Annotated in this window: 25 protein-coding genes, 1 riboswitch and 1 other annotated feature; of the genes, 16 read left to right on the forward strand and 9 right to left on the reverse strand. The window is 44.4% G+C overall.

The genetic code is table 11. From position 1 onward, the window contains the following. Positions 1-16 precede the first annotated feature (16 nt). Genes bioB through bioD form a run of 4 tightly spaced genes read left to right on the forward strand, consistent with a single transcriptional unit; the run spans position 17 to position 3,703 of the window. Complete coding sequence (bioB, locus tag AC3CKG_RS05335) at positions 17-1,069, forward strand: biotin synthase BioB (protein WP_016792500.1); 1,053 nt, start codon at positions 17-19, stop codon at positions 1,067-1,069. Then, a complete protein-coding gene (gene bioF, locus AC3CKG_RS05340; protein WP_488528935.1) occupies positions 1,056-2,219 on the forward strand; it encodes an 8-amino-7-oxononanoate synthase in 1,164 nt (387 codons plus the stop codon). The genes bioB and bioF overlap by 14 nt, the downstream gene beginning before the upstream one ends. Next, entirely contained in the window at positions 2,220-3,023 is an 804-nt protein-coding gene (gene bioC, locus AC3CKG_RS05345; protein WP_488528936.1) for a malonyl-ACP O-methyltransferase BioC, read from the forward strand. Continuing rightward, a complete protein-coding gene (bioD, locus tag AC3CKG_RS05350) occupies positions 3,020-3,703 on the forward strand; it encodes a dethiobiotin synthase (protein WP_029223420.1) in 684 nt (227 codons plus the stop codon). Before bioC ends, bioD begins: the two co-directional genes overlap by 4 nt. Positions 3,704-3,817: 114 nt before the next feature. Here the strand turns inward: bioD and AC3CKG_RS05355 are convergent, their stop codons facing one another. Then, positions 3,818-3,985, reverse strand: coding sequence for a hypothetical protein (locus AC3CKG_RS05355; RefSeq protein WP_017078977.1), 168 nt, complete (start codon positions 3,983-3,985; stop codon positions 3,818-3,820). Positions 3,986-4,262: 277 nt separating this feature from the next. Here AC3CKG_RS05355 and htpX point away from each other — a divergent pair, with 277 nt between their 5' ends. Continuing rightward, positions 4,263-5,126 (forward strand): protease HtpX, encoded by an 864-nt coding sequence (htpX, locus tag AC3CKG_RS05360; protein WP_010439977.1) that lies wholly within the window; start codon positions 4,263-4,265, stop codon positions 5,124-5,126. A 262-nt stretch (positions 5,127-5,388) separates the two neighbouring features. Here the strand turns inward: htpX and purB are convergent, their stop codons facing one another. From purB to mnmA, 3 genes are all read right to left on the reverse strand, one after another. Further along, the gene (gene purB / locus AC3CKG_RS05365; protein WP_488528937.1) at positions 5,389-6,759 is read right to left on the reverse strand and encodes an adenylosuccinate lyase; all 1,371 of its coding nucleotides are present in this window, start codon (positions 6,757-6,759) and stop codon (positions 5,389-5,391) included. Positions 6,760-6,902: 143 nt separating this feature from the next. After that, positions 6,903-7,520, reverse strand: coding sequence for a high frequency lysogenization protein HflD (hflD, locus tag AC3CKG_RS05370; RefSeq protein WP_004734565.1), 618 nt, complete (start codon positions 7,518-7,520; stop codon positions 6,903-6,905). Positions 7,521-7,568: 48 nt separating this feature from the next. Beyond that, positions 7,569-8,705 carry a tRNA 2-thiouridine(34) synthase MnmA gene (gene mnmA, locus AC3CKG_RS05375; RefSeq protein WP_017109926.1) on the reverse strand — a complete coding sequence of 379 codons (1,137 nt, stop codon included), beginning with the start codon at positions 8,703-8,705 and terminating at the stop codon, positions 7,569-7,571. 203 nt (positions 8,706-8,908) lie between these two features. Between mnmA and AC3CKG_RS05380 the strand changes: the two genes are divergently transcribed. Next, the gene (locus AC3CKG_RS05380) at positions 8,909-9,178 is read left to right on the forward strand and encodes a hypothetical protein (protein ID WP_004734567.1); all 270 of its coding nucleotides are present in this window, start codon (positions 8,909-8,911) and stop codon (positions 9,176-9,178) included. A 102-nt stretch (positions 9,179-9,280) separates the two neighbouring features. Beyond that, positions 9,281-10,585, forward strand: coding sequence for an inosine/guanosine kinase (locus AC3CKG_RS05385; RefSeq protein ID WP_017109925.1), 1,305 nt, complete (start codon positions 9,281-9,283; stop codon positions 10,583-10,585). Between the two features lie 172 nt (positions 10,586-10,757). Here AC3CKG_RS05385 and AC3CKG_RS05390 read toward each other — a convergent pair whose 3' ends face one another. Continuing rightward, positions 10,758-11,168 (reverse strand): H-NS family histone-like protein, encoded by a 411-nt coding sequence (locus AC3CKG_RS05390; RefSeq protein WP_017109924.1) that lies wholly within the window; start codon positions 11,166-11,168, stop codon positions 10,758-10,760. A 364-nt stretch (positions 11,169-11,532) separates the two neighbouring features. Beyond that, positions 11,533-11,710, forward strand: a riboswitch (Lysine riboswitch). A gap of 112 nt (positions 11,711-11,822) precedes the next feature. Here AC3CKG_RS05390 and AC3CKG_RS05395 point away from each other — a divergent pair. The 9 genes from AC3CKG_RS05395 to hisIE all read left to right on the forward strand — a co-directional run bounded on the left by AC3CKG_RS05395 (position 11,823) and on the right by hisIE (position 21,085). Continuing rightward, complete coding sequence (locus tag AC3CKG_RS05395; protein ID WP_065103837.1) at positions 11,823-13,415, forward strand: Na+/H+ antiporter NhaC family protein; 1,593 nt, start codon at positions 11,823-11,825, stop codon at positions 13,413-13,415. A gap of 190 nt (positions 13,416-13,605) precedes the next feature. Then, positions 13,606-13,741: a sequence feature (His leader region), on the forward strand. A gap of 53 nt (positions 13,742-13,794) precedes the next feature. Continuing rightward, on the forward strand, positions 13,795-14,691 hold the full coding sequence (gene hisG / locus AC3CKG_RS05400; protein ID WP_029223418.1) for an ATP phosphoribosyltransferase: 897 nt from the start codon (positions 13,795-13,797) through the stop codon (positions 14,689-14,691). Positions 14,692-14,696: 5 nt separating this feature from the next. Then, positions 14,697-15,992, forward strand: a complete 1,296-nt coding sequence (gene hisD / locus AC3CKG_RS05405; protein WP_372207296.1) for a histidinol dehydrogenase — start codon at positions 14,697-14,699, stop codon at positions 15,990-15,992. Between the two features lie 9 nt (positions 15,993-16,001). Beyond that, positions 16,002-17,042, forward strand: a complete 1,041-nt coding sequence (gene hisC / locus AC3CKG_RS05410) for a histidinol-phosphate transaminase (protein ID WP_017109920.1) — start codon at positions 16,002-16,004, stop codon at positions 17,040-17,042. Positions 17,043-17,173: 131 nt separating this feature from the next. Then, positions 17,174-18,262: a bifunctional histidinol-phosphatase/imidazoleglycerol-phosphate dehydratase HisB gene (hisB, locus tag AC3CKG_RS05415; protein ID WP_065112180.1), complete on the forward strand. Its 1,089-nt coding sequence runs from the start codon at positions 17,174-17,176 to the stop codon at positions 18,260-18,262. Between the two features lie 25 nt (positions 18,263-18,287). Then, positions 18,288-18,902, forward strand: coding sequence for an imidazole glycerol phosphate synthase subunit HisH (hisH, locus tag AC3CKG_RS05420; RefSeq protein ID WP_488528938.1), 615 nt, complete (start codon positions 18,288-18,290; stop codon positions 18,900-18,902). A 43-nt stretch (positions 18,903-18,945) separates the two neighbouring features. Further along, on the forward strand, positions 18,946-19,683 hold the full coding sequence (hisA, locus tag AC3CKG_RS05425) for a 1-(5-phosphoribosyl)-5-[(5-phosphoribosylamino)methylideneamino]imidazole-4-carboxamide isomerase (protein ID WP_102352618.1): 738 nt from the start codon (positions 18,946-18,948) through the stop codon (positions 19,681-19,683). Next, positions 19,665-20,438 carry an imidazole glycerol phosphate synthase subunit HisF gene (gene hisF, locus AC3CKG_RS05430; RefSeq protein ID WP_017109916.1) on the forward strand — a complete coding sequence of 258 codons (774 nt, stop codon included), beginning with the start codon at positions 19,665-19,667 and terminating at the stop codon, positions 20,436-20,438. The genes hisA and hisF overlap by 19 nt, the downstream gene beginning before the upstream one ends. After that, positions 20,435-21,085 carry a bifunctional phosphoribosyl-AMP cyclohydrolase/phosphoribosyl-ATP diphosphatase HisIE gene (hisIE, locus tag AC3CKG_RS05435; RefSeq protein WP_099166366.1) on the forward strand — a complete coding sequence of 217 codons (651 nt, stop codon included), beginning with the start codon at positions 20,435-20,437 and terminating at the stop codon, positions 21,083-21,085. Before hisF ends, hisIE begins: the two co-directional genes overlap by 4 nt. Before the next feature lie 201 nt (positions 21,086-21,286). Here hisIE and AC3CKG_RS05440 read toward each other — a convergent pair whose 3' ends face one another. The 4 genes from AC3CKG_RS05440 to AC3CKG_RS05455 all read right to left on the reverse strand — a co-directional run bounded on the left by AC3CKG_RS05440 (position 21,287) and on the right by AC3CKG_RS05455 (position 24,837). Next, positions 21,287-21,799, reverse strand: coding sequence for a YchJ family protein (locus tag AC3CKG_RS05440; RefSeq protein WP_488528939.1), 513 nt, complete (start codon positions 21,797-21,799; stop codon positions 21,287-21,289). A 118-nt stretch (positions 21,800-21,917) separates the two neighbouring features. Next, positions 21,918-23,135, reverse strand: a complete 1,218-nt coding sequence (locus AC3CKG_RS05445; protein ID WP_017109913.1) for an EAL and HDOD domain-containing protein — start codon at positions 23,133-23,135, stop codon at positions 21,918-21,920. Positions 23,136-23,246: 111 nt separating this feature from the next. Continuing rightward, complete coding sequence (lpxH, locus tag AC3CKG_RS05450) at positions 23,247-23,993, reverse strand: UDP-2,3-diacylglucosamine diphosphatase (RefSeq protein WP_488528940.1); 747 nt, start codon at positions 23,991-23,993, stop codon at positions 23,247-23,249. A gap of 349 nt (positions 23,994-24,342) precedes the next feature. Next, complete coding sequence (locus tag AC3CKG_RS05455; RefSeq protein WP_004734582.1) at positions 24,343-24,837, reverse strand: peptidylprolyl isomerase; 495 nt, start codon at positions 24,835-24,837, stop codon at positions 24,343-24,345. Positions 24,838-24,914 lie beyond the last annotated feature (77 nt).

The raw sequence follows: 24,914 nt of genomic DNA on the forward strand, positions 1-24,914 counted from the left end.
AAAAAAGGATCGACACGTGGAAGTTCGTCATGATTGGACAGTTGCTGAAGTAACAGCGCTGCTTGAAAAACCGTTTATGGATTTAATGTTTGAAGCTCAAGTGGTTCATAGACAGTACCAAGAGCACAACCACGTGCAGGTGAGTACGCTTCTATCAATTAAGACTGGTGCTTGTCCTGAAGACTGTAAGTACTGCCCTCAAAGTGCTCACTACCGAACGGATGTCGACAAAGAACGCTTAATGGAAGTAGAGCGTGTTTTGGATGCGGCGCAAAAAGCCAAGAACGCGGGTTCGACTCGTTTCTGTATGGGCGCTGCGTGGAAAAACCCGAAAGAACGCGATATGCCTCACCTGACTGATATGATTAAAGGTGTAAAAGGCATGGGCCTAGAAACGTGTATGACGCTAGGTATGCTAACGCCCGATCAAGCTGGCGAGTTAGCGGATGCAGGTCTGGATTACTACAACCACAACCTTGATACTTCTCCGGAGTTCTACGGCAGCATCATTACTACTCGTACTTACCAAGATCGTTTAGACACTTTATCTCACGTGCGTGATGCCGGAATGAAGATTTGCTCAGGCGGTATTATTGGTATGGGTGAAAGCACCAATGACCGTGCGGGTCTACTTGTCGAGCTAGCGAACCTCCCAGTACACCCTGAAAGTGTGCCAATCAACATGCTCGTAAAAGTGAAAGGCACACCGATGGAAAACGTCGATGATGTTGAGTCTTTCGATTTCATTAAGCTGATTGCGATTGCTCGTATCATGATGCCAATGTCTGCGGTTCGTTTATCTGCAGGCCGTGAGAATATGAACGAACAGATGCAAGCGATGTGCTTCATGGCTGGCGCGAACTCTATCTTCTACGGCTGTAAGCTACTGACTACGCCAAATCCAGATGAAGACACGGATATGCAGCTGTTTAAGAAGTTAGGTATCAACAGCCAGCAAGTGGCTCAGAAACCTGATGAAATTCAAGAAAACGAACTGTTAGATCAAGTGGTGGAGCGCGTTGCTGCTCGTCCAACGAAAGATGACATGTTCTACGATGCCACTGTTTAAATCTCGCATCAAAAGTGCCCTTGCTCATCGTCGCGAGCAAGGGTTAACTCGTCAACTTAAGGTGTTAGAAAACAGTAATGGCCCTTTGCTTACTAGCGAAGGTTCTAACTTCATTAATTTTTCGAGTAATGACTATTTAGGCTTGGCAAACGATCCTGAATTGGTCGATGCATGGCAAACCGGACTTTCCCAATATGGTGCCGGCAGTGCGGCATCGCCATTGGTCACGGGTTTTAGTCCTGCTCATCGAAATTTAGAGGCTCAGCTGTGTGAATGGCTTGGCTTTGAACGCGCCATTCTCTTTAACTCAGGTTTCAGTGCGAACCAAGCCTTATTGTTTTCTCTGCTCGAAAAAGACGACTCTCTGTTGCAAGACAAACTTAACCACGCCTCCCTGATAGAAGCGGGGATACTGTCACCTGCAACCATGAAACGCTTTAAGCATAACGACACGCAACATTTAGAGTCGCTATTGAGTCAAACTCCACAATCCTTGGTTGTGACTGAGGGTGTGTTCAGCATGGATGGTAATCAAGCGCCTCTCAGTCAGATATCTAGCCTGACTAATCAGTACGACAGTTGGTTGGCGATTGATGATGCCCACGGTATTGGCGTATTAGGTGATAAAGGGGCAGGGAGCTGCAACGCCGCACAAATCTCACCTGATATCTTGGTGGTGACCTTTGGTAAAGCATTTGGCCTTTCTGGTGCCGCGATTCTTTGTTCGTCAGAAGTGGGTGATTACTTAACTCAGTTTGCTCGTCATCATGTGTATTCGACGGCGATGCCACCTTCACAAGCGGTGGCTTTGTCTCATGCGTGTCAGATGATTCAAACGCAAGAGTGGCGTCGAGATAAGCTCATGGAGTTAGGTGCGCTCTATGCGGAGCAAATGAGCGGCGCGAAAGGTTTCATTGATACTCAGACTCCGATTAAGCCGTTTATGATTGGCGAAGCCCAAGCCGCGCTTTCTATTGCAGAAGAGTTGAAGCATAAACAAGTTTGGGTAACGGCGATCAGGCCACCAACCGTGGCTACAGGGACAGCTCGTTTGCGCATTACCTTAACGGCGAGCCACAGTCAGAAACAGGTTCTTCAGTTAACTAGCTCGTTGCTTAAAGCAATAGAGTTAAATAGTGAGGCTCAGTAAATGTCACAAGAAGCAGTAGTGGATAATTACGTAGGCCAAGATAAGAGTGCTATTGCCGAAGCTTTCGGTAAAGCAGCAACAACCTATGACAAACACGCTGAATTTCAGCGCGATGTAGGCCACCGACTATTGGATAAGCTACCGAGTGACCTCTCTGGGTTAAAGGTGCTCGATCTAGGTTGTGGTACAGGGTATTTCTCCGAACAGTTAGTTAAGCGAGGTGCTGCAGTGGTATGCGCTGACCTTTCCAATGGAATGTTGGACGAAGCAAAACAGCGCTGTGGTGCATCTGTCTCTTTATATCAACAAGCCGATGCCGAGCAATTACCGTTTGAAGACGGGCACTTTGACATCGTTTTCTCTAGCCTTGCGTTGCAATGGTGTGACGACTTGTCGTCGCCTTTGAGAGAAATGAAGCGTGTTACAGCGGTTGGTGGACGTGTTATTTTCTCAACTTTGCTTGATGGATCACTGTTTGAACTGAAAAAGTCGTGGTCCAAAATTGACGCACATCAACACGTTAACCATTTTATTACAATCAATCAGGTAAAAATTGCGTTAGCGCAATCTAGCTGTACGGCTCATCAACTAGACTTGCCCACAATCACCGTTTGGTACGACACTGCGTTTGAACTGATGCGCGACCTTAAAGGTATCGGCGCTAATCACGTAAGTGGTCGCTCACAAGGTTTAACAAGTCGCAGTATGTTGCAGCTTGTTGAACAGGAATATCGAGAGTTTAAAAACCATCAAGGTTTCTTGCCAGCAACATATCAAGTTTGTTTAGGGGTTATTCAATTATGATTGATGCATTATTCATTGCAGGTACGGATACCGAAGTGGGAAAAACTGTGGTTTCAAAAGCGATTCTTCAAGCTTTGGCCGCACAAGATTTATCAACAATTGGTTATAAGCCAGTTGCAGCAGGGTGTGAACAATACCCTGAAGGGTTACGTAACAGTGACGCGCTGCATCTTCAAGAAGCGGCGACGCAAGATGTTGCTTACGAAGACGTTAACCCGTACGCGTTGCTACTACCATCATCACCGCATATCGCAGCTAAGCATGACGGTGTCGTGGTTGATGAAGCGGTATTATCAGCAAAGTTAGAAGAGCATAAACAGAATTCAGACATCGTTTTAGTTGAAGGTGCTGGTGGCTGGCGTGTTCCGGTTTCAGACGATGAATACTTGTCTAGCTGGGTTAAGAAAGAGCAGCTTCCAGTCGTACTGACTGTGGGTATTAAGCTTGGCTGTTTGAGCCACGCTTTGTTAACCGCAGAAGCGATTCGTGCAGATGGTCTAAACCTAGTAGGTTGGGTTGCTAACCGCATTAATCCAGGCACTGAGCACTATGCTGATATTATTGCGATGTTGGAAGACAAGCTAGGCGCGCCAAAACTGGGTGAGATCCCTTACGTGCCAAAAGCTAAGTCTAAGAACATTGGTAAGTACATTAATGTACAGCCATTGCTTGAACTCTAAGTTTCAAGTTATGCGTTAAACAAGAAAAGGGCTGCGATTGCAGCCCTTTTGCTATGTTAAGCCTTTGACCATAAGTTGATGAACAACCGGTCTTTTAATCCAGCAAGCTTGGGATTAATGTTCTTTTGTAAGTCCCATTAGTGCTTGCTGTGTTTCTGTGATTTTTGTCTGTGCCGTTTGCGGTGTTAGGATTCCAATCTGCTTTTTCGCTTCTTCTTCAGTAATCCCTAGGTGACAGCACAGTAAATCGATAGCCATTTGAGTGTTAGTACCTTCAACCATGATCGTTCCCTTTTTGTACATGGACTAGCCAATAAGTCATCTGAGGTCACTGTAAACGGATTGTTATATCGACACCATACGACTTAGGTCTAATAGACTGCGATTAACTCAGCTACAATCTCGTAATCAAATGTTGCAATTTAATGCTTAACCTTGTTTTCTTAATCTAAGACTATATGTATAAGTAAGTATAAGTCTTCAAGGTTGGAATAAATTGCTGTCTGCCTTGTCTATAACAATAAGTTTTATAAAAACAGCTTTCATGCGGAGATAAGTAATGAAGCGAGTAATGTTGTTCCTTGCAACCAACCTTGCGGTTGTATTGGTACTAAGTGTTGTTCTTAATATTGTATACGCAGTTACAGGTATGCAACCAGGAAGCCTCTCAGGCTTGTTGTTAATGGCTGCGGTATTTGGCTTTGGTGGCTCATTCATCTCATTAATGATGTCAAAGAAAATGGCGCTGCGCTCTGTAGGCGGCATGGTCATTGAAAGCCCACGTAACGAAACAGAACATTGGTTGATGGAGACGGTAAGCCGTCAATCTCAACAAGTTGGTATTGGTATGCCAACAGTGGCGATCTATGACTCGCCAGACATCAACGCATTCGCGACAGGTGCTAAGCGTGACGATTCATTGGTAGCGGTATCAACAGGCCTGCTGCACAATATGACGCGAGATGAAGCTGAAGCGGTATTAGCTCATGAAGTGAGCCACATCGCGAATGGTGATATGGTGACCATGACGTTAATGCAAGGTGTCGTAAACACGTTCGTTATCTTCCTATCTCGTTTCATCGCCAACATTGTTGCGTCGAATGACAATGAAGAAGAGGGTGGCAGCAACATGATGGTGTACTTCGGTGTGTCTATGGTGTTGGAATTGGTATTCGGTTTCTTAGCAAGCTTCATTACCATGTGGTACAGCCGTCATCGTGAATTCCATGCCGATGCAGGTGCAGCAAACCTAGTAGGTAAAGAGAAGATGATTGCAGCGTTAGAGCGTCTAAAGGTGAGCCACGAGCCACAACTAGAAGGTTCTATGATGGCGTTTGGTATCAACGGTAAGAAGTCTCTTACTGAGCTACTAATGAGCCACCCGCCACTAGATAAGCGTATCGCGTCTCTACGTAACATGTAGTCGCAACGTATTCTGTCGTCGCTAGTCGACAAGAGACCTTTGAAAGGCTTCCTTCGGGAGGCCTTTTTTGATCTTGGCGTTTAAGGATGTTTCTCTAATATGGTTTGCAGTATTCGAATAGGGGAGGCTAGTTGGAAAAGTCAGGTTTGATTGACGACTGTTGTTTTACTTAGGGACTATTGTTCGAAACATTTGTTCATACGCAACAAAAAGGCTTCCACATGGGAAGCCTTAGTCTATTCTGTGAGTCGAAATTCGAATCTTACAGCTTGTCAGTTAGCTCGATAGCTTGACCGATGTAGTTCGCTGGAGTCATCTCTTTCAGACGAACTTTCTCGTTTTCAGGAATCTCAAGGCCATCGATGAATGCACGCATGCCTTCGCCATCTACACGTTTACCACGAGTTAGCTCTTTTAGCTTCTCGTATGGCTTCTCGATGCCGTAACGACGCATTACTGTTTGTACTGGTTCAGCCAATACTTCCCAGTTTTTGTCTAGCTCAGCAAGTAGCGCAGCGCGGTTAACTTCAAGCTTGCTAATACCTTTCAGAGTCGAAGTGTATGCAATGATTGCGTAGCCAACACCAACACCTAGGTTACGAAGAACCGTAGAGTCAGTAAGGTCACGCTGCCAGCGAGAAACTGGAAGCTTTTGTGCAAGGTGGCTGAATACTGCGTTCGCTAGACCAAGGTTGCCTTCAGAGTTTTCGAAGTCAATTGGGTTAACTTTATGCGGCATTGTAGAAGAGCCGATTTCGCCAGCAATAGTCTTCTGCTTGAAGTGACCAAGAGCGATGTAGCCCCAAACGTCACGGTCGAAGTCTAGAAGGATAGTGTTGAAACGAGCAACAGCATCAAACAGCTCAGCGATGTAATCGTGAGGTTCGATTTGAGTTGTGTACGGGTTCCAAGTTACGCCAAGAGATTCAGTGATGAATTCTTCGCTGAACTGGTGCCATTCAACTTCTGGGTATGCAGAAAGGTGTGCGTTGTAGTTACCTACAGCACCGTTGATTTTCGCTAGGATCTCAACGTTTTCGATTTGCTTGTATTGACGTTCCATACGGTACGCAACGTTAGCCATCTCTTTACCCATAGTAGAAGGAGAAGCAGGCTGACCGTGTGTACGAGACAGTAATGGAATGTCACGGTACTCGTTCGCAAGTGCTTTGATAGCATCAATTACGTTACGAATTTCTGGAAGAATCACTGTGTCACGAGCTTCTTTAAGCATAAGCGCGTGAGAGGTGTTGTTGATGTCTTCAGAAGTACATGCAAAGTGAATAAATTCGTTTACAGCGTGAAGTTCAGGAACGCCAGCAACTTTCTCTTTCAAGAAGTACTCAACCGCTTTAACGTCGTGGTTAGTCGTGCGCTCGATCTCTTTGATACGTAGAGCATCTTCTTCACTGAAGTTAGCTGCTAGTTCATCAAGAAACTGGTTAGCTTCTGCACTGAACGCTGGTACTTCTTTGATTGCATCTGTAGCTGCAAGCTTTTGTAACCAACGAACTTCAACGATAGAGCGGTACTTTAGTAGGCCAAACTCACTAAAGATGCTGCGTAATGCAACAGTCTTGCTTCCGTAACGGCCGTCTACTGGTGAAACAGCAGTCAATGCTGACAGTTCCATGGTGTTCTCCTGAATTGAGTTTTCTAAATTTTGAGAGGTTTATACCAGTAACAATCTCAATTGTCACGCATATTGCGCAATCGTTTGCGTGAGAATTGTGTTGGTACAAAAAACAAGCTCGCGACGAGGCGCGAGCTAATAAATTACATGCGAGCTAGCAGGATTTGAGCCTGCTCGATCATTTTTTTGCGACCGAAGATAAGGTGGCGACGTTTGCCGCCAACTTGACGCCACAAAACAGCGCTTCGAATGCCTGATAACAGCAGGGCACGAACCTTATGTTGGCTCGATGTCTGTTGAAGTACTGCTGGCGTACCAGAAACCTGAATACGAGGACCAATAGGGCTCACTACATCTAAGTAGATGCTCGCAAGGTTGCTGATCATTTGCTCATCAAACAGATCGAAGTGCTCAGTTTGACGCTCTGCGGTTTGAATACGATCGCCAAGCTGTGACATAGAGTCATTGCGAGCAGATAGTTTACGTTCAAGCGCCATCAAGCTGATGATGTAGCGAGTAATGTCGCTACCAGCAGGAGTACTGTCGATACCCTTTACTAAGCATTCAAGGCCTAGCTTTAGGTTCGCCTCACGGCCAAATACACCCACAGTGTTCGCTGGGTTAGTATTTAAAATGGCATTGAGTGAAGCTTCGAAGGCATCTTTATCACAACGGCCGTCTTTCGCTACTTGTTGAACCAAAGCCACAGCTTGGCAAATTCCAGCGAAAGCAATAGTACGGTCATAAAGTGTATTAGCCACGTAGTAACTCCTAGTTGTTTTCTATCGTTTGTTGTTCGTTCGATTAGATTAGATGCGTTTTTCGATGATACCACCACCAAGACATACTTCATCTTGGTAGAACACAGCCGATTGGCCTGGTGTTACAGCGATTTGCGGCTCATCGAAGATAACCTTAATGTTATCATCGTCAATTGGGATGATTGTACAAGGAATATCTGTTTGACGGTAACGTGTTTTTACCGTGCATGTCATAACTTCAGTAATTGGGGTGCGATTAACCCAATGAAGCTGAGATGCGAACAAACCTTCTGATTTAAGAAGCGGGTGGTCTTTACCTTGAACCGCGATCAGAACGTTACGCTTAAGATCTTTTTCACCAACAAACCATGGCTCTTCGTTACCGCCGCCACCTTTAGTGCCGCCAATATGAAGACCTTTACGTTGACCCAAAGTATGGTACATCAAGCCTTGGTGTTGACCAATCACTTGGCCTTCTGGTGTCTCGATATTACCCGGTTGAGCAGGTAGGTATTTGCCTAAGAACTCCGTGAACTTACGCTCACCGATAAAGCAGATACCGGTAGAGTCTTTTTTCTTCGCAGTGATCAAGTCTTGCTCTTCAGCAATACGGCGCACTTCAGGCTTCTCTAATTCACCCACAGGGAATAGGCTGCGTGCCACTTGATCTGAACTTAGCGTGTATAGGAAATAGCTTTGGTCTTTATTGCTGTCTAAGCCACGTAGCATTTCTGGTTTCACGCCAGCGTCTAGTTCTTCTTGAGTTGGGAAAGTACGACGAACGTAATGACCCATAGCAATGTAGTCTGCATCTAATACTTCATCCGCAAACTCTAAGAATGCTTTGAATTTGATTTCTTTGTTACAAAGGATATCTGGGTTCGGTGTACGACCCGCTTTGTATTCTTCAAGAAAGTACTCGAATACATTATCCCAGTACTCTGCTGCAAAATTGATAGTGTGAAGGTGGATACCTAACTTGTCACATACCGCTTGAGCATCAGCAAGGTCTTCAGCTGCCGTGCAGTATTCTTCGTTATCGTCTTCTTCCCAGTTTTTCATGAAAAGGCCTTCTACCTGATAGCCTTGTTGCTGAAGAAGATACGCCGATACTGACGAATCTACACCGCCGGACATACCGACAATTACTTTCTTTTCGCTGTTTCCAGAGCTGATATCTGACATGTCTAAACACCGTTACTATTACTTGGTCGCAGATTCTAACAGAAAGAGAAACACCGTGACAGATCCGAGACCGGAATCACAGTTTCATTTGCACAAATATTGCGCTGACTTCGTTAGAGAATCGCATGAACGCGAGGAGACTCGCTAGGATGTCAGATCTATATGTGGCATAGTCGCTCGAAATCCAAGACCTGAGATAAAAAATGTCTGAACAAAATGAGTTTATGCAAGAAGAACAGTTGATCGAGATTATCGAGAACCAACTTGAAGATGGCCAACCTGTGAAAGTAAAAGAGACGCTGATGCGTTTAATGATGACAGGTACTCCTCGTGAAGAGGCAATTGCTGCAATGGCATGTGCATTGGCAATTGAGGTATTTGACGTGATGAAAAACGGCGCTGAGTTTAATCAAAAACGTTACGCCGAGCATTTGGGCATGCTGCCTGATTTAAGCTTTATGGAAGGCGAATAAAAAAATAGCCTAGCAAACGTTTGCTATAGTTTGAAAGATTGCCGCGTTAAATATAGCGCGGTAGAATCCGCCACCTATTTCCCCTTGACTTAGACTAGCCTTATGAAATTCCCTGGACAACGTAAATCAAAGCACTATTTTCCGGTTCACGCTCGTGATCCTTTAGTAAGCCAAGCTCAAACTAGCAAAAGAATGTCACGTACTCATATTATCGGTATTGACCAAACTTTGGTGGATATTGAAGCGAAAGTGAGTTCTGAGCTAATCGAAAAATACGGCCTAAGTAAGGGACACTCACTGGTTATCGGTGATGAAGCTGCTGAATCCTTATATCAAGAATTAAAAGAACAGTGCCTGATCACTAATGAATACGCTGGTGGTACGATCGGTAACACATTACACAATTACTCAGTATTGGCGGATGACCGTTCAACACTGTTAGGTGTAATGAGCCAAGATATTAAAATTGGTAGCTACGGTTACCGCTATTTATGTAATACATCAAGCAGAATGGATCTGAACCATTTACAAGGGGTAGATGGCGCAATTGGTCGTTGCTTTGCATTAATTACAGAAGATGGTGAACGTACTTTCGCAATTAGCGAAGGACAAATGAACCAATTAAAACCAGAAAGCATTCCTGAGAAAATCTTCAAAAGTGCTTCTGCTTTAGTATTAACAGCGTATCTAGTTCGTTGTAAGCCAGGCGACCCTATGCCTGAAGCAACAATGAAAGCGATCGAATACGCGAAGAAATACGATGTGCCTGTTGTTTTAACACTTGGTACTAAATTCGTTATTCAAGATGACCCAGAGTTTTGGAAAGATTTCCTTGAACAGCACGTAACCGTTGTTGCAATGAATGAAGACGAAGCTGAAGCTTTAACAGGTGAAAGCGATCCTCTTGCTGCTTCGGACAAAGCACTCGATTGGGTAGACTTAGTTCTATGTACGGCTGGCCCTGTTGGCTTGTTTATGGCGGGTTACACTGAAGACGCTGTGAAGCGTGAAACGTCATTACCGTTGTTACCAGGCTCAATTGCTGAATTTAACCGCTATGAATTTAGCCGTCCTGCGCATAAAGACTTATGTGACAACCCAACGAAGATCTATTCGCATATTGCGCCTTACATGGGTGGTCCAGAAAAGATCAAAAATACCAATGGTGCAGGGGATGCGGCGTTGTCGGCTTTATTACATGATATGGCAGCAAATAAATATCATAAAGAAAATGTGCCGAACTCTAGCAAGCATCAACATGCATTTTTAACGTATTCATCTTTTTCACAGGTTTGTAAATATTCAAACCGTGCAAGTTATGAAGTGTTGGTTCAGCACTCACCACGCTTGTCTCGCGGCCTTCCTGAAAGAGAAGATAGCCTAGAAGAAGCATACTGGGAAAGATAAGATATTTTTATCGTTCTCATTTATATTTCTAATAGCGAAATATAAAAAAGGCTCCGAAAGGAGCCTTTTTTGTTTCTGAATATATTGAAGCCGTAAATAATACTTTAGTCGACTTTAATATTAATTCTATTGCTTAGCGTGTAATTGATTACCCACTAAGTAAACTAAATGTTTAGATAGCAAACTCTTCTAGAGATTTACCAGCATCTAGTTGTTCTTGGATAGCTGAAGGCGTACGACCTTGACCTGTCCAAGTTTTCTCATCGCCATTGCCATCTACATATTTGTATTTAGCTGGACGAGGAGCACGTTTAGCTTTTGCTGTTTTTGTTTTTGCTTCACCAGAAAGCGCAGCAATAAGATCAGCAACATCGATGCCGTCTTTTGCAATTTGTTCAGCAATAGCAGAAAGCTTAGCTTCTTGCTCTGCTTTAGCAGCTTGTTCTTCAGCTTCAGACTCTTGACGCTCTTGTACAACAATAGTTAGCTTGTCTAGTGCTTCTTCAAGTTGCTCAAGAGTTAATTCACGTGAGAATGCGCGAAGGCTACGGATATTCAATAAAGTTTTTGTTAATTCAGACATGATATTTTCCATCAAGGTAAACTAAATAATCTTCCTAATAATAAACAGAGCCTAGGAATAAAACAAATAGTATTTCTTGTATTGGTTATTTAAATATAAAAGTGAGATGAATAGTTGAAAAAGAAACGACTCACTTTTGATGAATTTATAATAATTATTAAGATTTTCTTAAAAATCGATATGTGACTGGTGGAGTAATTGCTTTCTGTAGACTATTTTTGTATTGATTAGTTCATTAACAAAACCCTATTTTTCTCGGAATGATATGTTGCATTGTTGCTCTTGATGAGTACAATTGCGGCTACCTGATGCGATGCTTTGGTTAATTTGTTGTTAAACTCTGGTTTACACGGTTAATAATGTTATCGCACGTAGAGGTGCAATTATAAAAAGTAGTTTTCGTTGGGGTGATGCCAATGAACGGGAATGAAAGGTCTAATTGCCGAAGTAAATTGTATATCTAAGCAATTTGCTGGGGTTGTGCTCAATAGGTACAACACTGCCATAGTCTTAATTTTAAACTATGGAGCGCTACTGTAGGGTTGGGTGAAGTGTTCACTTCCCTTTCGCTTAGTTCAACATGAGCTTGATAAGTCGTATCAAGTTTGTCTGCAGTAGATCTCTAGCCAAATAAAAAACTGGTTTTTGAAGATCATGAATTTAATAGATTTTGCAACATCGCCTTTATCGCTGCTTCCTCCTTTGGTTGCATTGACTCTTGCTATTGTTACCCGCCGTGTATTGGTTTCTTTGGGTGTCGGTATCGTCATGGGTGCGATTCTACTTGCTGATTATTCAGTAGGTAACGCAGCTAGCTACGTGTTTACTAAAGCATCTGGTGTTTTCATCGAAGATGGTGGTATCAACACTTGGAACATGAGCATTATCGCATTCCTACTTATCCTTGGAATGATGACCGCTCTATTAACACTTTCTGGCGGTACTCGCGCATTCGCTGAATGGGCACAGTCTCGTGTGAAGAGCAAACGTGGTTCAAAACTACTTGCAGCCTTCTTAGGCGTATTCATCTTTGTCGATGATTACTTCAACAGCTTAGCGGTAGGTGCTATCTCTCGCCCTGTAACAGACCGTTTCTATGTATCTCGCGCTAAGCTAGCTTATATCCTAGATTCTACTGCTGCTCCTATGTGTGTGATCATGCCGGCTTCTAGCTGGGGTGCTTACATCATTACTATTATTGGTGGCATCTTAGTAACACACGGTGTGACAGAGTATTCTGCACTGGGTGCTTACGTTCGTCTTATTCCAATGAACTTTTACGCTGTATTCGCACTACTGATGGTGTTTGCGGTAGCGTGGTTTGGTCTAGACGTTGGTAAAATGCGCGAGCACGAGATTGAAGCATCACAAGGCCGTGGCTTTGATGGTGACAATGATCAAAAGCAAGCTCATGACCTGAACGAAGAGCTAGATATTGAAGAGAGCGAGAACGGTTCTGTTTCTGATCTCGTAATGCCAATCGTATCGCTAATCGTAGCAACAGTTGCTGCCATGCTTTACACGGGTGGCCAAGCGCTGGCTGCTGACGGTCAAGCATTCAACCTGCTTGGCGCGTTCGAAAACACTGATGTAGGCAAGTCTCTTGTTTACGGTGGCGTGTTAGGTCTGCTTGTTGCGCTAGCGACAGTATTCAAGCAAAAGCTACCAATGTCTGATATCGCAAGAACAATGTGGATCGGTGCGAGCTCAATGTTTGGCGCGATCCTTATCCTTGTGTTTGCATGGACAATCGGTTCTGTTATCGGTGACATGAAGACAGGTTCGTACCTATCATCTCTAGCGACTGGTAACATTGATTACCACTGGCTACCAGTTATCTTGTTCCTTCTTGCTGGCCTAATGGCATTCTCGACAGGTACATCTTGGGGTACGTTCGGTATTATGCTTCCTATCGCGGGTGACATGGCTGCAGCTTCTGACATCGCGCTGATTCTACCGATGCTAAGTGCGGTTCTAGCTGGTTCAGTATTTGGTGACCACTGTTCTCCAATCTCTGACACAACGATTCTGTCTTCTACCGGTGCTCGTTGTAACCACATTGACCACGTATCGACTCAGCTTCCTTATGCGCTGTCTGTAGCGTTTGTATCGTGTATTGGTTTCATCACGCTAGGTATGACGTCTTCAATTGGCATCGCGTTTAGTGCTGCGTCTCTAACGTTCGTTGCAGTATGTTTTGCATTGGCTTACTTCTCTCGTTGCAAAATGGCGACGTGCAAAAGCTAAAAGTGAAAGTTAATCAGTAAAGTATCAGGGAGGCATTGGCCTCCCTTTTTTGTACCTGTTAATTTAATTTTAAATTTCGTGAAAAAAGTTCGAATAAATGGTTGAAAAAGGATGTGACCTTAGTTAGTGTGGAGACAAGACAGCAAACAACCTAAGAGCTGATAAGTATGCGTAAACTAGTAATGAACATTCATCACCATCATCACCCTATCTAGTCTTTCGGGGAGATTTACGTATACCCGGGAGCAAGAATTCTCCCGGAGGTTAAGTCAAAGAATTTAGATTTAAACCCTCGGGACGACAAAGTCTTCCGGGGGTTTTTTAGTTTTAGCGCTTTTAAATAATCAATAAATTCAAATATTTGCACAGGGATACAGCAATGCAGACACAACGCCTAAGAATCGCAATTCAAAAGAAAGGTCGCTTAAGTAAAGAGTGCCAAGATCTACTTAAAAAATGTGGTGTTAAATTTAACATCATGGGTGAGCGCCTAGTTGTTCATTCACTAAATATGCCAATCGACTTGTTACTGGTTCGTGATGATGACATCCCAGGTCTTATCATGGATGGTGTCGTTGACCTTGGTTTCATCGGTGAAAATGAACTAGAAGAAGTTCGCCTAGACCGTGTTGCTCTTAAAGAGCCTTCAGAGTTCCGCACACTACGTCGTTTAGACTTCGGTGGTTGCCGCCTTTCTATCGCTATCAACAAAGACGAAGAATACAACGGCCCACAAGATCTAGCGGGCAAACGTATTGCGACCACTTACCCACAACTACTAAAAGCCTACATGGACGAGCAGGGTGTTGAATTCAGCACTTGTATGCTAACAGGCTCGGTTGAAGTAGCTCCTCGCGCAGGCCTGGCAGACGCTATCGCCGATTTGGTTTCTACAGGTGCGACGCTAGAAGCAAACGGCCTAAAAGAAGCAGAAGCTATCTTCCAATCTAAAGCAACACTGATTCAACGTGTTGGTGAGTTTGACGCTGACAAGACTGCATTGATTGAAAAACTACTGACTCGTATGCAGGGTGTTCAACAAGCAAAAGAGTCGAAGTACATCATGCTTCACGCGCCAACATCTCAGCTAGAGCAAATCAAAGCACTACTGCCTGGTGCTGAAGATCCAACGGTTCTTCCTCTATCAACAGACAAAGACAAAGTTGCCGTTCACCTAGTAAGTACAGAGAATTTGTTCTGGGAAACTATGGAACAATTGAAAGAGTTGGGTGCAAGCTCAATCCTAGTACTACCAATCGAAAAAATGATGGGGTAACTGCTATGAGAACCGTTGTTTGGCAATCATTAAGTGAATCACAGCAAGACTCAGTATTAGAGCGCCCAGCGATTGCTGAAGGTGCGAATATCACAGCAACTGTGTCTGGTGTAATTGCAAAAGTAAGAAATGAAGGCGATGCAGCGCTCAAAGAATTGACCGAAAAGTTTGATGGTGTGACACCGGAATCGATTCGAGTACGTTCTGAAGAGATCGAAGAAGCCTGCGCGCGTTTAACACCAGAGATGAAGCAAGCGCTTGAGCAAGCTTATCGTAATATTGCTAAGTTCCACGAAGCTCAAAAACCACAACCGATTAAGGTTGAAACTCAACCAGGTGTGGTTTGTGAGCAAGTGACTCGCGCTATTAATACGGTGGGTTTGTACATCCCAGGAGGCAGCGCACCACTTCCATCAACGGTTCTTATGTTGGGTGTTCCTGCTCAGATTGCTGGTTGTCGTAAGGTTGTGCTTTGTTCACCTCCGCCAATTGCAGATGAAATCTTGTATGTCGCTAAACTTTGTAAAATCGATGAGGTTTACAATGTAGGCGGTGGTCAAGCGGTTGCAGCAATGGCGTATGGTACTGAGAGTGTTGCAAAGGTCGATAAAATCTTCGGCCCAGGTAACGCTTACGTAACGGAAGCTAAACGCCAAGTAAGTAATGACTTCCGTGGCGCTGCGATTGATATGCCTGCTGGACCGTCTGAAGTGTTAGTGATTGCCGATGAAACAGCAGATGCAGATTTCATTGCTGCGGATTTGCTGAGCCAAGCGGAACACGGTCCTGATTCTCAGGTTGTATTGGTAACACCATCTCCAGTGATTGCCGATCAAGTAACCGATGCGGTACAGAAACAACTGAAAGAGTTGTCTCGAGCAACGATTGCTCAGCAAGCATTGGCATCAAGCCTAATTATCATCGCTGAATCGATCACTCAAGCAATTGCGATTTCGAACTTCTACGGCCCGGAACACTTGATTGTTCAGACCAAGAATCCACGTGAACTGCTGCCATTGCTAGACAATGCAGGTTCAATCTTCCTTGGTGATTGGTCTCCTGAGTCTGCGGGTGATTACGCTTCTGGTACAAACCACGTGTTACCGACTTACGGTTACACCAAAACCTATTCAAGCCTAGGTTTGGCGGATTTCTCTAAGCGTATGACGGTACAAGAGTTAACAGCTGATGGCTTACAAGGCCTAGCGCCAACGGTAGTCACAATGGCAGAAGCCGAAGGTTTGGATGCACACAAACGTGCGGTGACCATCCGAATTGAAAAGTTAAATAAAGCGAAATAAGGGTAGGGCATGGAAAAGTTAGCAAGAAAACAAGTTCAGGCTCTAACACCTTACTTGTCTGCAAGACGCATTGGTGGCAGCGGAGATGTATGGTTGAACGCCAACGAATCTCCGTTTGATAACGAGTACACCTTAAATCTGACTCGACTTAATCGCTACAGCGAGTGTCAGCCTAAAGAGCTAATCGATGCTTACGCTCAATATGCAGGTGTTGCACCAGAGCAAACGTTGACTACTCGTGGTGCTGACGAAGGTATTGAGCTTTTGATTCGTGCGTTCTGTGAGCCAAATGAAGATGCGATTCTTTACTGCCCACCAACCTACGGTATGTACGCAATCAGCGCGGAGACTATCGGTGTTGAGCGTAAGGTCGTGCCGCTGACGTCTGAATGGCAATTGGATTTACCGGCGATTGAAGCTCAACTTGATAACGTAAAAGTGGTCTTTGTTTGTAGCCCAAATAACCCAACAGGTAACTTAGTTAACCGTAAAGACATCGTTAAACTACTTGAGATGACTCAAGACAAAGCCATTGTGGTGATGGACGAAGCGTATATCGATTTCTGTCCTGAAGCATCAACGGTTGATTTGCTTGCTCAGTACCCGAATCTAGCGATTCTTCGAACTCTCTCGAAAGCATTTGCATTGGCGGGTTTACGTTGCGGATTTACTCTAGCAAACCAAGAACTGATTGATGTACTGTTGAAAGTGATAGCACCTTATCCAGTGCCTGTTCCTGTTGCTGACATTGCTGTTCAAGCGCTGTCAGAACACGGGTTAGCAAGAGCAAAATTTCAGGTTCTTGATTTGAGTGCCAACCGAGCTTATTTACAAGCGGGCCTAATGGGCATGCCTCAAATAACGGTATTCGATGGTTGGGGTAATTACCTTCTGGTTAAATTCCCTAACGGTGATGATTTATTCAAAGCAGCATGGGACAGCGGTATTATTTTACGTAATTCGCCAATTGAAAACTGTGTTCGCATTAGTATTGGTAACCGCGAAGAGTGCGAAAAGACACTTGGATTCATTCGTAACTTTTATCAGTAACGAACGGCTTATCAGTAATAACATTTGTCAGTCTTGAGTTGATTAATAACCAGCTGGCAAATGAAACCATTATTTGGGTTAGCGTTTGATTTTTGCTAGGCCACCAGATTTAAAATTAAAAGGAAGTTCAAGTGAGTAAACAACAGAAAATACTTTTTATAGACCGTGATGGCACCTTAATTGTTGAGCCGCCAGTCGACTTTCAAGTAGACCGTTTAGACAAGCTAAAATTCGAACCGTTAGTGATTCCTAGCCTACTAGCACTACAAGATGCTGGTTATCGCTTAGTTATGGTGACTAACCAAGATGGTCTAGGTACCGATAGCTACCCGCAAGAAGAGTTCGATGCTCCGCACAACATGATGATGGAGTTCTTTGAATCTCAGGGCGTTAAGTTTGATGATGTTCTAATCTGCCCTCACTTTGATGAAGACAACTGTTCTTGCCGCAAACCAAAGCTAGGAATGGTTAAAGAATACCTTCAAGGCGGTAAAGTCGACTTCCAAAAGTCAGTCGTGATTGGCGATCGAATGACGGATCTTCAACTTGCTGAGAACATGGCAATTCGTGGTATCCAATACGGACCAGATGCGCAAACTGAAGGCACACTTAACTGGCCACAGATCGTTAAAGATCTAACGGTTAATGCTCGTGTTGCTGAAGTAGTTCGTACCACTAAAGAAACGGATATCAAGGTGGCAGTAAACCTTGATGAAACCGGTGGCAACAAGATCGACACAGGCATGGGTTTCTTCGATCACATGCTTGATCAAATCGCGACACACGGCGGTTTCCAAATGAACCTGACTGTGAAGGGCGATCTACACATTGATGATCACCACACGGTAGAAGACACGGCGCTTGCGCTAGGCCAAGCTCTGAAAGATGCGCTAGGCGACAAACGTGGCATTGGCCGTTTTGGTTTCAGCTTGCCAATGGATGAGTGTTTAGCTCAGTGTGCGCTTGATCTATCTGGTCGCCCATATCTGAAGTTCGATGCTAAGTTCAGCCGTGAACAAGTGGGTGATCTTTCAACTGAGATGGTGGTTCACTTCTTCCGTTCTTTAACCGACACACTGGCTTGTACGCTACACCTTTCTTCTGCTGGCAATAATGATCACCACATCATTGAGAGCTTGTTTAAAGCGTTTGGCCGTACTCTTCGCCAAGCAATCAAAGTTGAAGGTAACGAGTTACCAAGCAGCAAAGGCGTTCTGTAAGGCTAACGTTAGCAAGGAAAAAACAATGAAAGAGCAGAAAGTCGTCATCATTGATACCGGTTGTGCCAACGTTTCATCGGTGAAATTTGCGATTGAACGTCTGGGCTATGCGGTTGAGATTTCAAAAGAGCAAGAAGTGGTTCTTGCAGCTGACAAGCTATTCCTACCGGGTGTAGGCACAGCAAGTGAGGCAATGAAGAATTTGCAAGAGCGTGACCTTGTTACCCTTGTGAAGCAAGTAGAGAAGCCTCTGCTAGGTATCTGTTTAGGTATGCAGCTGTTAGGCAAACTGTCTCAAGAGAAAGGCCAAAAGGCTGACGAGTTAGTTGAATGCCTAGGTTTGTGTGATGGTGAAGTTCGTTTACTTGAAACGGGCAACTTGCCGTTACCACACATGGGTTGGAACACCGTCACGGCAACACCTAATCACGCTCTATTTAAAGACATTGAAGAAGGCGAGTACTTCTACTTTGTACATAGCTTCGCAATGCCGGTGGGTGATTATACTATCGCTCAATGTGACTACGGTAATCCGTTCACAGCTGCAGTGCAAAGTGGCAACTATTATGGTGTTCAGTTCCACCCGGAGCGTTCGTCAAAAGCTGGCTCTAAGCTGATTCAGAACTTCTTGGAATTGTAATAAGGATTTGGCAGCGGCTAACGTTGCCCTATAAGGAATGTAAATGATTATTCCCGCGTTAGATTTAATTGAAGGCCAAGTAGTTCGCTTATTCCAAGGGGACTACGGGCAAGTAACAGAATACAAAGTAGACCCAGCAGAGCAGTTCAACCTGTATCACCAAGCTGGCGCAGGTTGGCTTCACCTTGTTGATTTAACCGGCGCAAAAGACACAACGGCTCGTCAGTTAGACTTGATCGCTAAGCTACTTGCTAGCACGCCTGCGAACATCCAGATTGGTGGTGGTGTGCGTAACGAACAAGATGTCGTTGATCTGCTAGAAGCTGGCGCACAGCGCGTTGTGGTTGGTTCTACGGCAGTTAAGCAACCTGATTTGGTTAAAGGTTGGATGGAGAAGTACGGTGCGGAAAAAATCGTGCTGGCTCTGGACATCAATATTGACGAAAGCGGCACACGTAAAGTCGCGATTTCAGGTTGGCAAGAAGATTCAGGTGTGACGATTGAAGCGCTGATTGAAGACTACCTCACGGTTGGCCTTAAACACGTTCTGTGTACAGATATTTCGCGAGATGGCACGCTAGAAGGATCAAACGTAGAGCTTTACGTTGATCTTTGTAAGCAGTACCCACAAGTACAATTCCAATCATCGGGCGGCATTGGCAGCTTAGCTGATATCGAAGCGCTTAAAGGCAGCGGTGTTGCTGGTGTGATTGTTGGTCGTGCGTTACTTGACGGCAAGTTTACCGCAGAGGAGGCATTTGCATGTTGGCAAAGCGAATAATCCCTTGTTTGGATGTCCGTGATGGACAGGTGGTTAAGGGCGTTCAGTTCCGTAACCACGAAATTATTGGTGACATCGTTCCGTTAGCGCAACGTTATGCGGAAGAGGGCGCTGATGAATTAGTATTTTACGATATCACTGCATCAAGCGATGGTCGTGTAGTCGACAAGAGCTGGGTAAAACGTGTAGCAGAAGTGATTGATATTCCTTTCTGTGTGGCTGGTGGTATTAAATCAGCGGAAGATGCTGCGCGTATTCTTGAGTTTGGTGCTGATAAAGTGTCAATCAACTCACCGGCATTGGCTAATCCGCAACTGATCACTGACCTTGCTGATAAGTTCGGCGTGCAGTGTATCGTTGTTGGTATCGATTCATACTTCGATAAAGAAACCGGTAAATATCAGGTTTACCAATTCACTGGCGATGAAGCGCGTACTAAAGCAACCAAATGGGAAACCAAAGATTGGGTGCAAGAAGTACAGAAGCGTGGCGCAGGTGAAATTGTGTTAAACATGATGAATCAAGATGGTGTCCGTAACGGTTACGACATCGAACAACTCAACATGGTTCGCTCAGTATGTAACGTTCCATTGATTGCGTCAGGTGGCGCAGGTGCGATGGAGCACTTTGCCGAAGCTTATAAAAAGACCAACGTGGATGGAGCACTTGCGGCTTCGGTATTCCACAAGCAAGTCATCAATATTGGTGAACTTAAACAGTATTTAAAACAACAAGATGTAGAGGTGCGACTATGAGTTTTGAACCCGTAAGCTTATCAAAAACAGAAGTAGGCGCATTGTCAGAGCGTATTGATTGGGAAAAAGTGGGTGGCTTGGTGCCAGCTATTGTTCAGGATTACCAATCTAGCCAAGTGCTGATGATGGGATACATGAACCCAGCAGCACTCGAGAAAACAGGCGAAACTGGCCAAGTGACGTTTTTCTCTCGCACAAAAGAGCGTCTTTGGACGAAAGGTGAAACGTCGGGCAATGTATTGCAACTGCAGAACATTGCCTTGGATTGTGACAATGACACCTTGCTGGTCAAGGTTAATCCCATTGGCCCAACATGCCACACTGGTACTACAACGTGCTGGGACGGAGACAAACAACAAGAGTCTCAGATGGTGTGGCTTCATCAGCTTGAGCAGCTATTGGCTGCCCGCAAGGACGCAGACCCTGAGTCTTCTTATACTGCCAGTCTATATGCCCGTGGCACCAAGCGTATTTCGCAAAAAGTGGGCGAAGAAGGCGTTGAAGTCGCGCTTGCGGCGACGTCGGGCGATAAGGCGGAGTTAGTGTGCGAATCTGCGGATTTGATTTATCACTTGATGGTTCTTCTTCAAGACCAAGGCTTATCGATGAATGATGTGGTGAACAAATTAAAAGAGCGCCATAAGTAAGCCCTCTTTAGATTAATAGAACCGCGTAAAAGACAGAAAAAAGCCCCGTAAACAACCATGTTTACGGGGCTTTTTAATTGTTTAATTTTCAAGCTTTCTAAGCCCTACGCCACTTTTCTAACCTCTGACTTTACGTCATTCCGATGAGCCTAAGCGACATCAGGAATCTCTTTACTTAATCAAACATTCTAATTGTTTGACTTACCCGCAGCACTTTTTATATTTCTTACCACTGCCACAAATACATGGGTCATTGCGGCCAATTTTGAAGCTCTCAACCGTTTGGTTTAAGCGAGGATCTATCTCTGGTTGTGTAGCTTCTTCCTGCTCAGGGAAGGTGCCATCAATGTAATACCAAAGACCGTCTTCACGCACGAAGCGCGAGCGTTCTTGCATACAGAACTGCTCAGCCACGTCGTTGAAGTAAGCTTTAAACTCAACAAAGCCTTCGTTCTCGTCTGAGCCAGTTGCAGTATCAATGACTTCTAGACCCGCCCAATCACTATCGATAGATTCGGCAATACCTTCTCTCTGCGATTCTGCATTGCAGCTTGGATGGTAAGTAGCGACCACATAATCCACCAAACCAAGTACATGTGCAGAATAACGTGAGCGCATCAATTGCTCGGGTGTTTCAACGGCACTGTGGTTAAGGTGTGCTGATTCACAGCATTGTTGGTAAGTAATTTTGCTACCGCATGGGCATGAAGACATAGTCAAATCCTGTAAAAATGGCCTCTATTAAGAGGCCATAAATGAATGCGTGGGAGTTTACCAAGAAACGATCGCTCACCAAAGCTTAGTTTCCATTGGTACGGTTATGTGAAGTGGACTATTTCAACGAAGGTGATAACAGCTCTTGAGCCCAAGTCGTCGCTTCGTCATAAGCTTGCCCGAGTTCAGCTTCACTTAGTTTGAGTAGTTTACGAATGCGCGTTGCTTCATCCCATCGAGCTTGTTCATAAGCGATAACCATCGCCAAGATCGCACCTAATACGCCTTTGCGTTGTATCAGAGCTTGCTTAATCTCTTCATCAATTGGCACTGAGTCCAGCACTTGCTTCAACGGTTGGTCAAATAGAGAATCGAGTAGGGAGAACATACCGGTCAAAAAGGCTTGTCCGGGTTCAACTTTCACATTCATCTTCTCGACTAACAGTTCACACTCACGTGCACGTAATACCGCTAAACCATAGAGTGAATCTGGCTTGTCTTCTTTCGCGGATGCAATCGCCACAAGTGAAACGAACTTGCGTAGCTTTTGCTCGCCAAGGAAGATAAGCGCTTGGCGAAATGAACGAATGGTTGTTGCTGAGCCGCCTGCAGAGTTCACATAGGCAAGTAACTTGTAAGACAGCGTGACGTCTAATGTGATCAGACGTTCAACTTCACCGAAGTCGATAGGGTCGTTAGCGATCTCTTTCAACAGCTGAACAATCGTCAAAAACGCAGGGTTGAGAGCACGAGTTTGGATCATTTCCGGCTTACTGAAGAAGTAACCTTGGAAGTAGGTGAAGCCTGCTTGGTTTGCTTCTTGATATTCGTCGTAAGTCTCTACTTTTTCAGCGAGGAACTTAATGTCTAACCCTTTGAGAGAGTTCATGAACATCGAAGCTTTCGCAATTGAGATCAAACGGATATCAAATTTGATAATTGAAACGTACGGTAAGAAGCGCTTCCACGCTTTGCTTGGCACAAAGTCGTCCAATGCGATGGTATACCCCGCATCATAGATGGCTTTGATTGCTTCAAGTAGTTCGTCGGTTGGTTCGCAGTCTTCAAGAACCTCAACAACGAGGCTTTCTTTTGGAAACAGCGTCGGGACCAAGTTAATCAGACTTGTATAAGGAAAGTTAACGAACCCCAGCTTATCACCCAACGTATTATAGTGAGTTGATAAAAAGTGGTCGGAAAGCAAACGGCTAGTAGCGAGCTCCGGCTCTACTTCAGGGAAAGTGTTCTTAGGACCGTCCCTGAATAGCAACTCGTAACCTATGGTTTTTTTGTCTGTATCGAGTATTGGTTGACGCGCTACGTATGAATATTTCAACTTGGTACTGTGTTCGGTTTAGTTCTGATAGAGAGATAATAGCTAATTCAGTGGAAATTACCATACACAATCAAAGAAAGTCTGACCGACAATAATAATCAAAGTGAAAGTTTAAGACGGATGTTGAAAGCTATTGCTAAACTCTCGATTCTGTAGTTCAAAACTTTGCGGAGTGAACACCAGCACTGAACCTTGAGTATACCAATCGCCCAATACGATACGGGTTTTAGTGCAATTATTAGCATTGAAAGTGTGAATGTCAGGGCGATGAGTATGGCCGTGAATCATCAGTTCGACGTTGTTTCGCGCCATAACATCTTCGACTTCTTGTTGTGTCACATCCATGATGTCGAGAGATTTAGTTTGCTTGTCATCTTTGATATCAGATTGAACCTTCGAGACAATTTTCTTCTTGATGAAAAATGGAATTCTGTTGAAGACCCATTGCAGCCATGGTTGATGCACTTTTTCGCGGAAGGCGAGATATTTTACATCTTCGGTACATAGGGTATCACCATGCAGTACGACCGCTTTTTGTCCGTAGATATCGATCGTTGATACTTCGTCAAGAAGTTGCACGCCTGTTTGTTTGGCAAATTTCTTACCGACTAGGAAGTCACGGTTACCTTGTGTGAAGTAGCAAGGCACGCCAGTTTTCACCAAATCAATAAACGCTTGGCGAATAGAGGTCGCAAACTCACTTTTGTCGTCGTCACCAATCCAGAATTCGAAAAGGTCACCTAATACATAGAGTGCATCCGCTTCTACCGCTTCGTTCTTCATGAAAGTGAGGAAGCAGTCGGTAATGTCTTGTCGTGACGGAGCAAGGTGCAGGTCTGATATAAAATATGTTTTCATAGGTCTAAAAAAGGGAGCGATTCGCTCCCTATATCCTGATTTTATCGGCTCATCAATTATTAATACTAGGGCGTGTTGACCTTTGGCGGTTAAATTTTGTTCGAGATAAAAGCGTTTTAATCGAGGCGAGGGATAGGAAGCCTAGTCATTCTAAGCAAATTTCCCTCAACAAAGAGTAAAACGCTTTTAGCCGAACCCTTTGGGCAGCGTTTGCTGGTTATTTCTACTGCGTTATCGGCTTCTTATGTAGGCTAGCTACACATCAAAGCCTCTGCCTTGTATAAATCCCCAGCAACTCGCTGCAAAAATCAGCTCAAAAGGTCAATACGCCCTAATCGAAAGCAAGTGATTAAGCTTCGATTGTAGTACCAGTGATGATCACTTCTTCTAGAGGTACATCTTGGTGCATACCCATAGAACCAGTGCTAACACCTTTGATCTTGTTTACGATGTCCATGCCTTCAACAACTTCTGCGAATACACAGTAGCCCCAACCGTCTAGGCTTTCGCTACGGAAGTTTAGGAAAGAGTTGTCGTTAACGTTGATGAAGAACTGAGAGCTCGCTGAATGCGGTTCCATAGTACGAGCCATTGCTAGTGTACCCACTTTATTCGCTAGGCCGTTGTTCGCTTCGTTCTTGATAGTCGCACGAGTTGTTTTTTCTTTAAGGCCAGAAGTCATGCCGCCGCCTTGAACCATGAAACCATCGATAACACGGTGGAATAGCGTGTTGTCGTAAAAACCGTCACGGCAATACTGTAGGAAGTTTGCGCTTGTTTCTGGTGCTTTTTCTTCGTTAAGTTGAACTTTGATGTCACCAAAATTTGTGTGAAGGATGATCATGATTGTTACCTTACTGTCTTTTTAATATGAAGTTCGAATTCTAGCGCATGTTGGCGGACTTTCAAATCACCAAATCA

The organism is Vibrio sp. QJM3NY_15 (assembly GCF_057785995.1).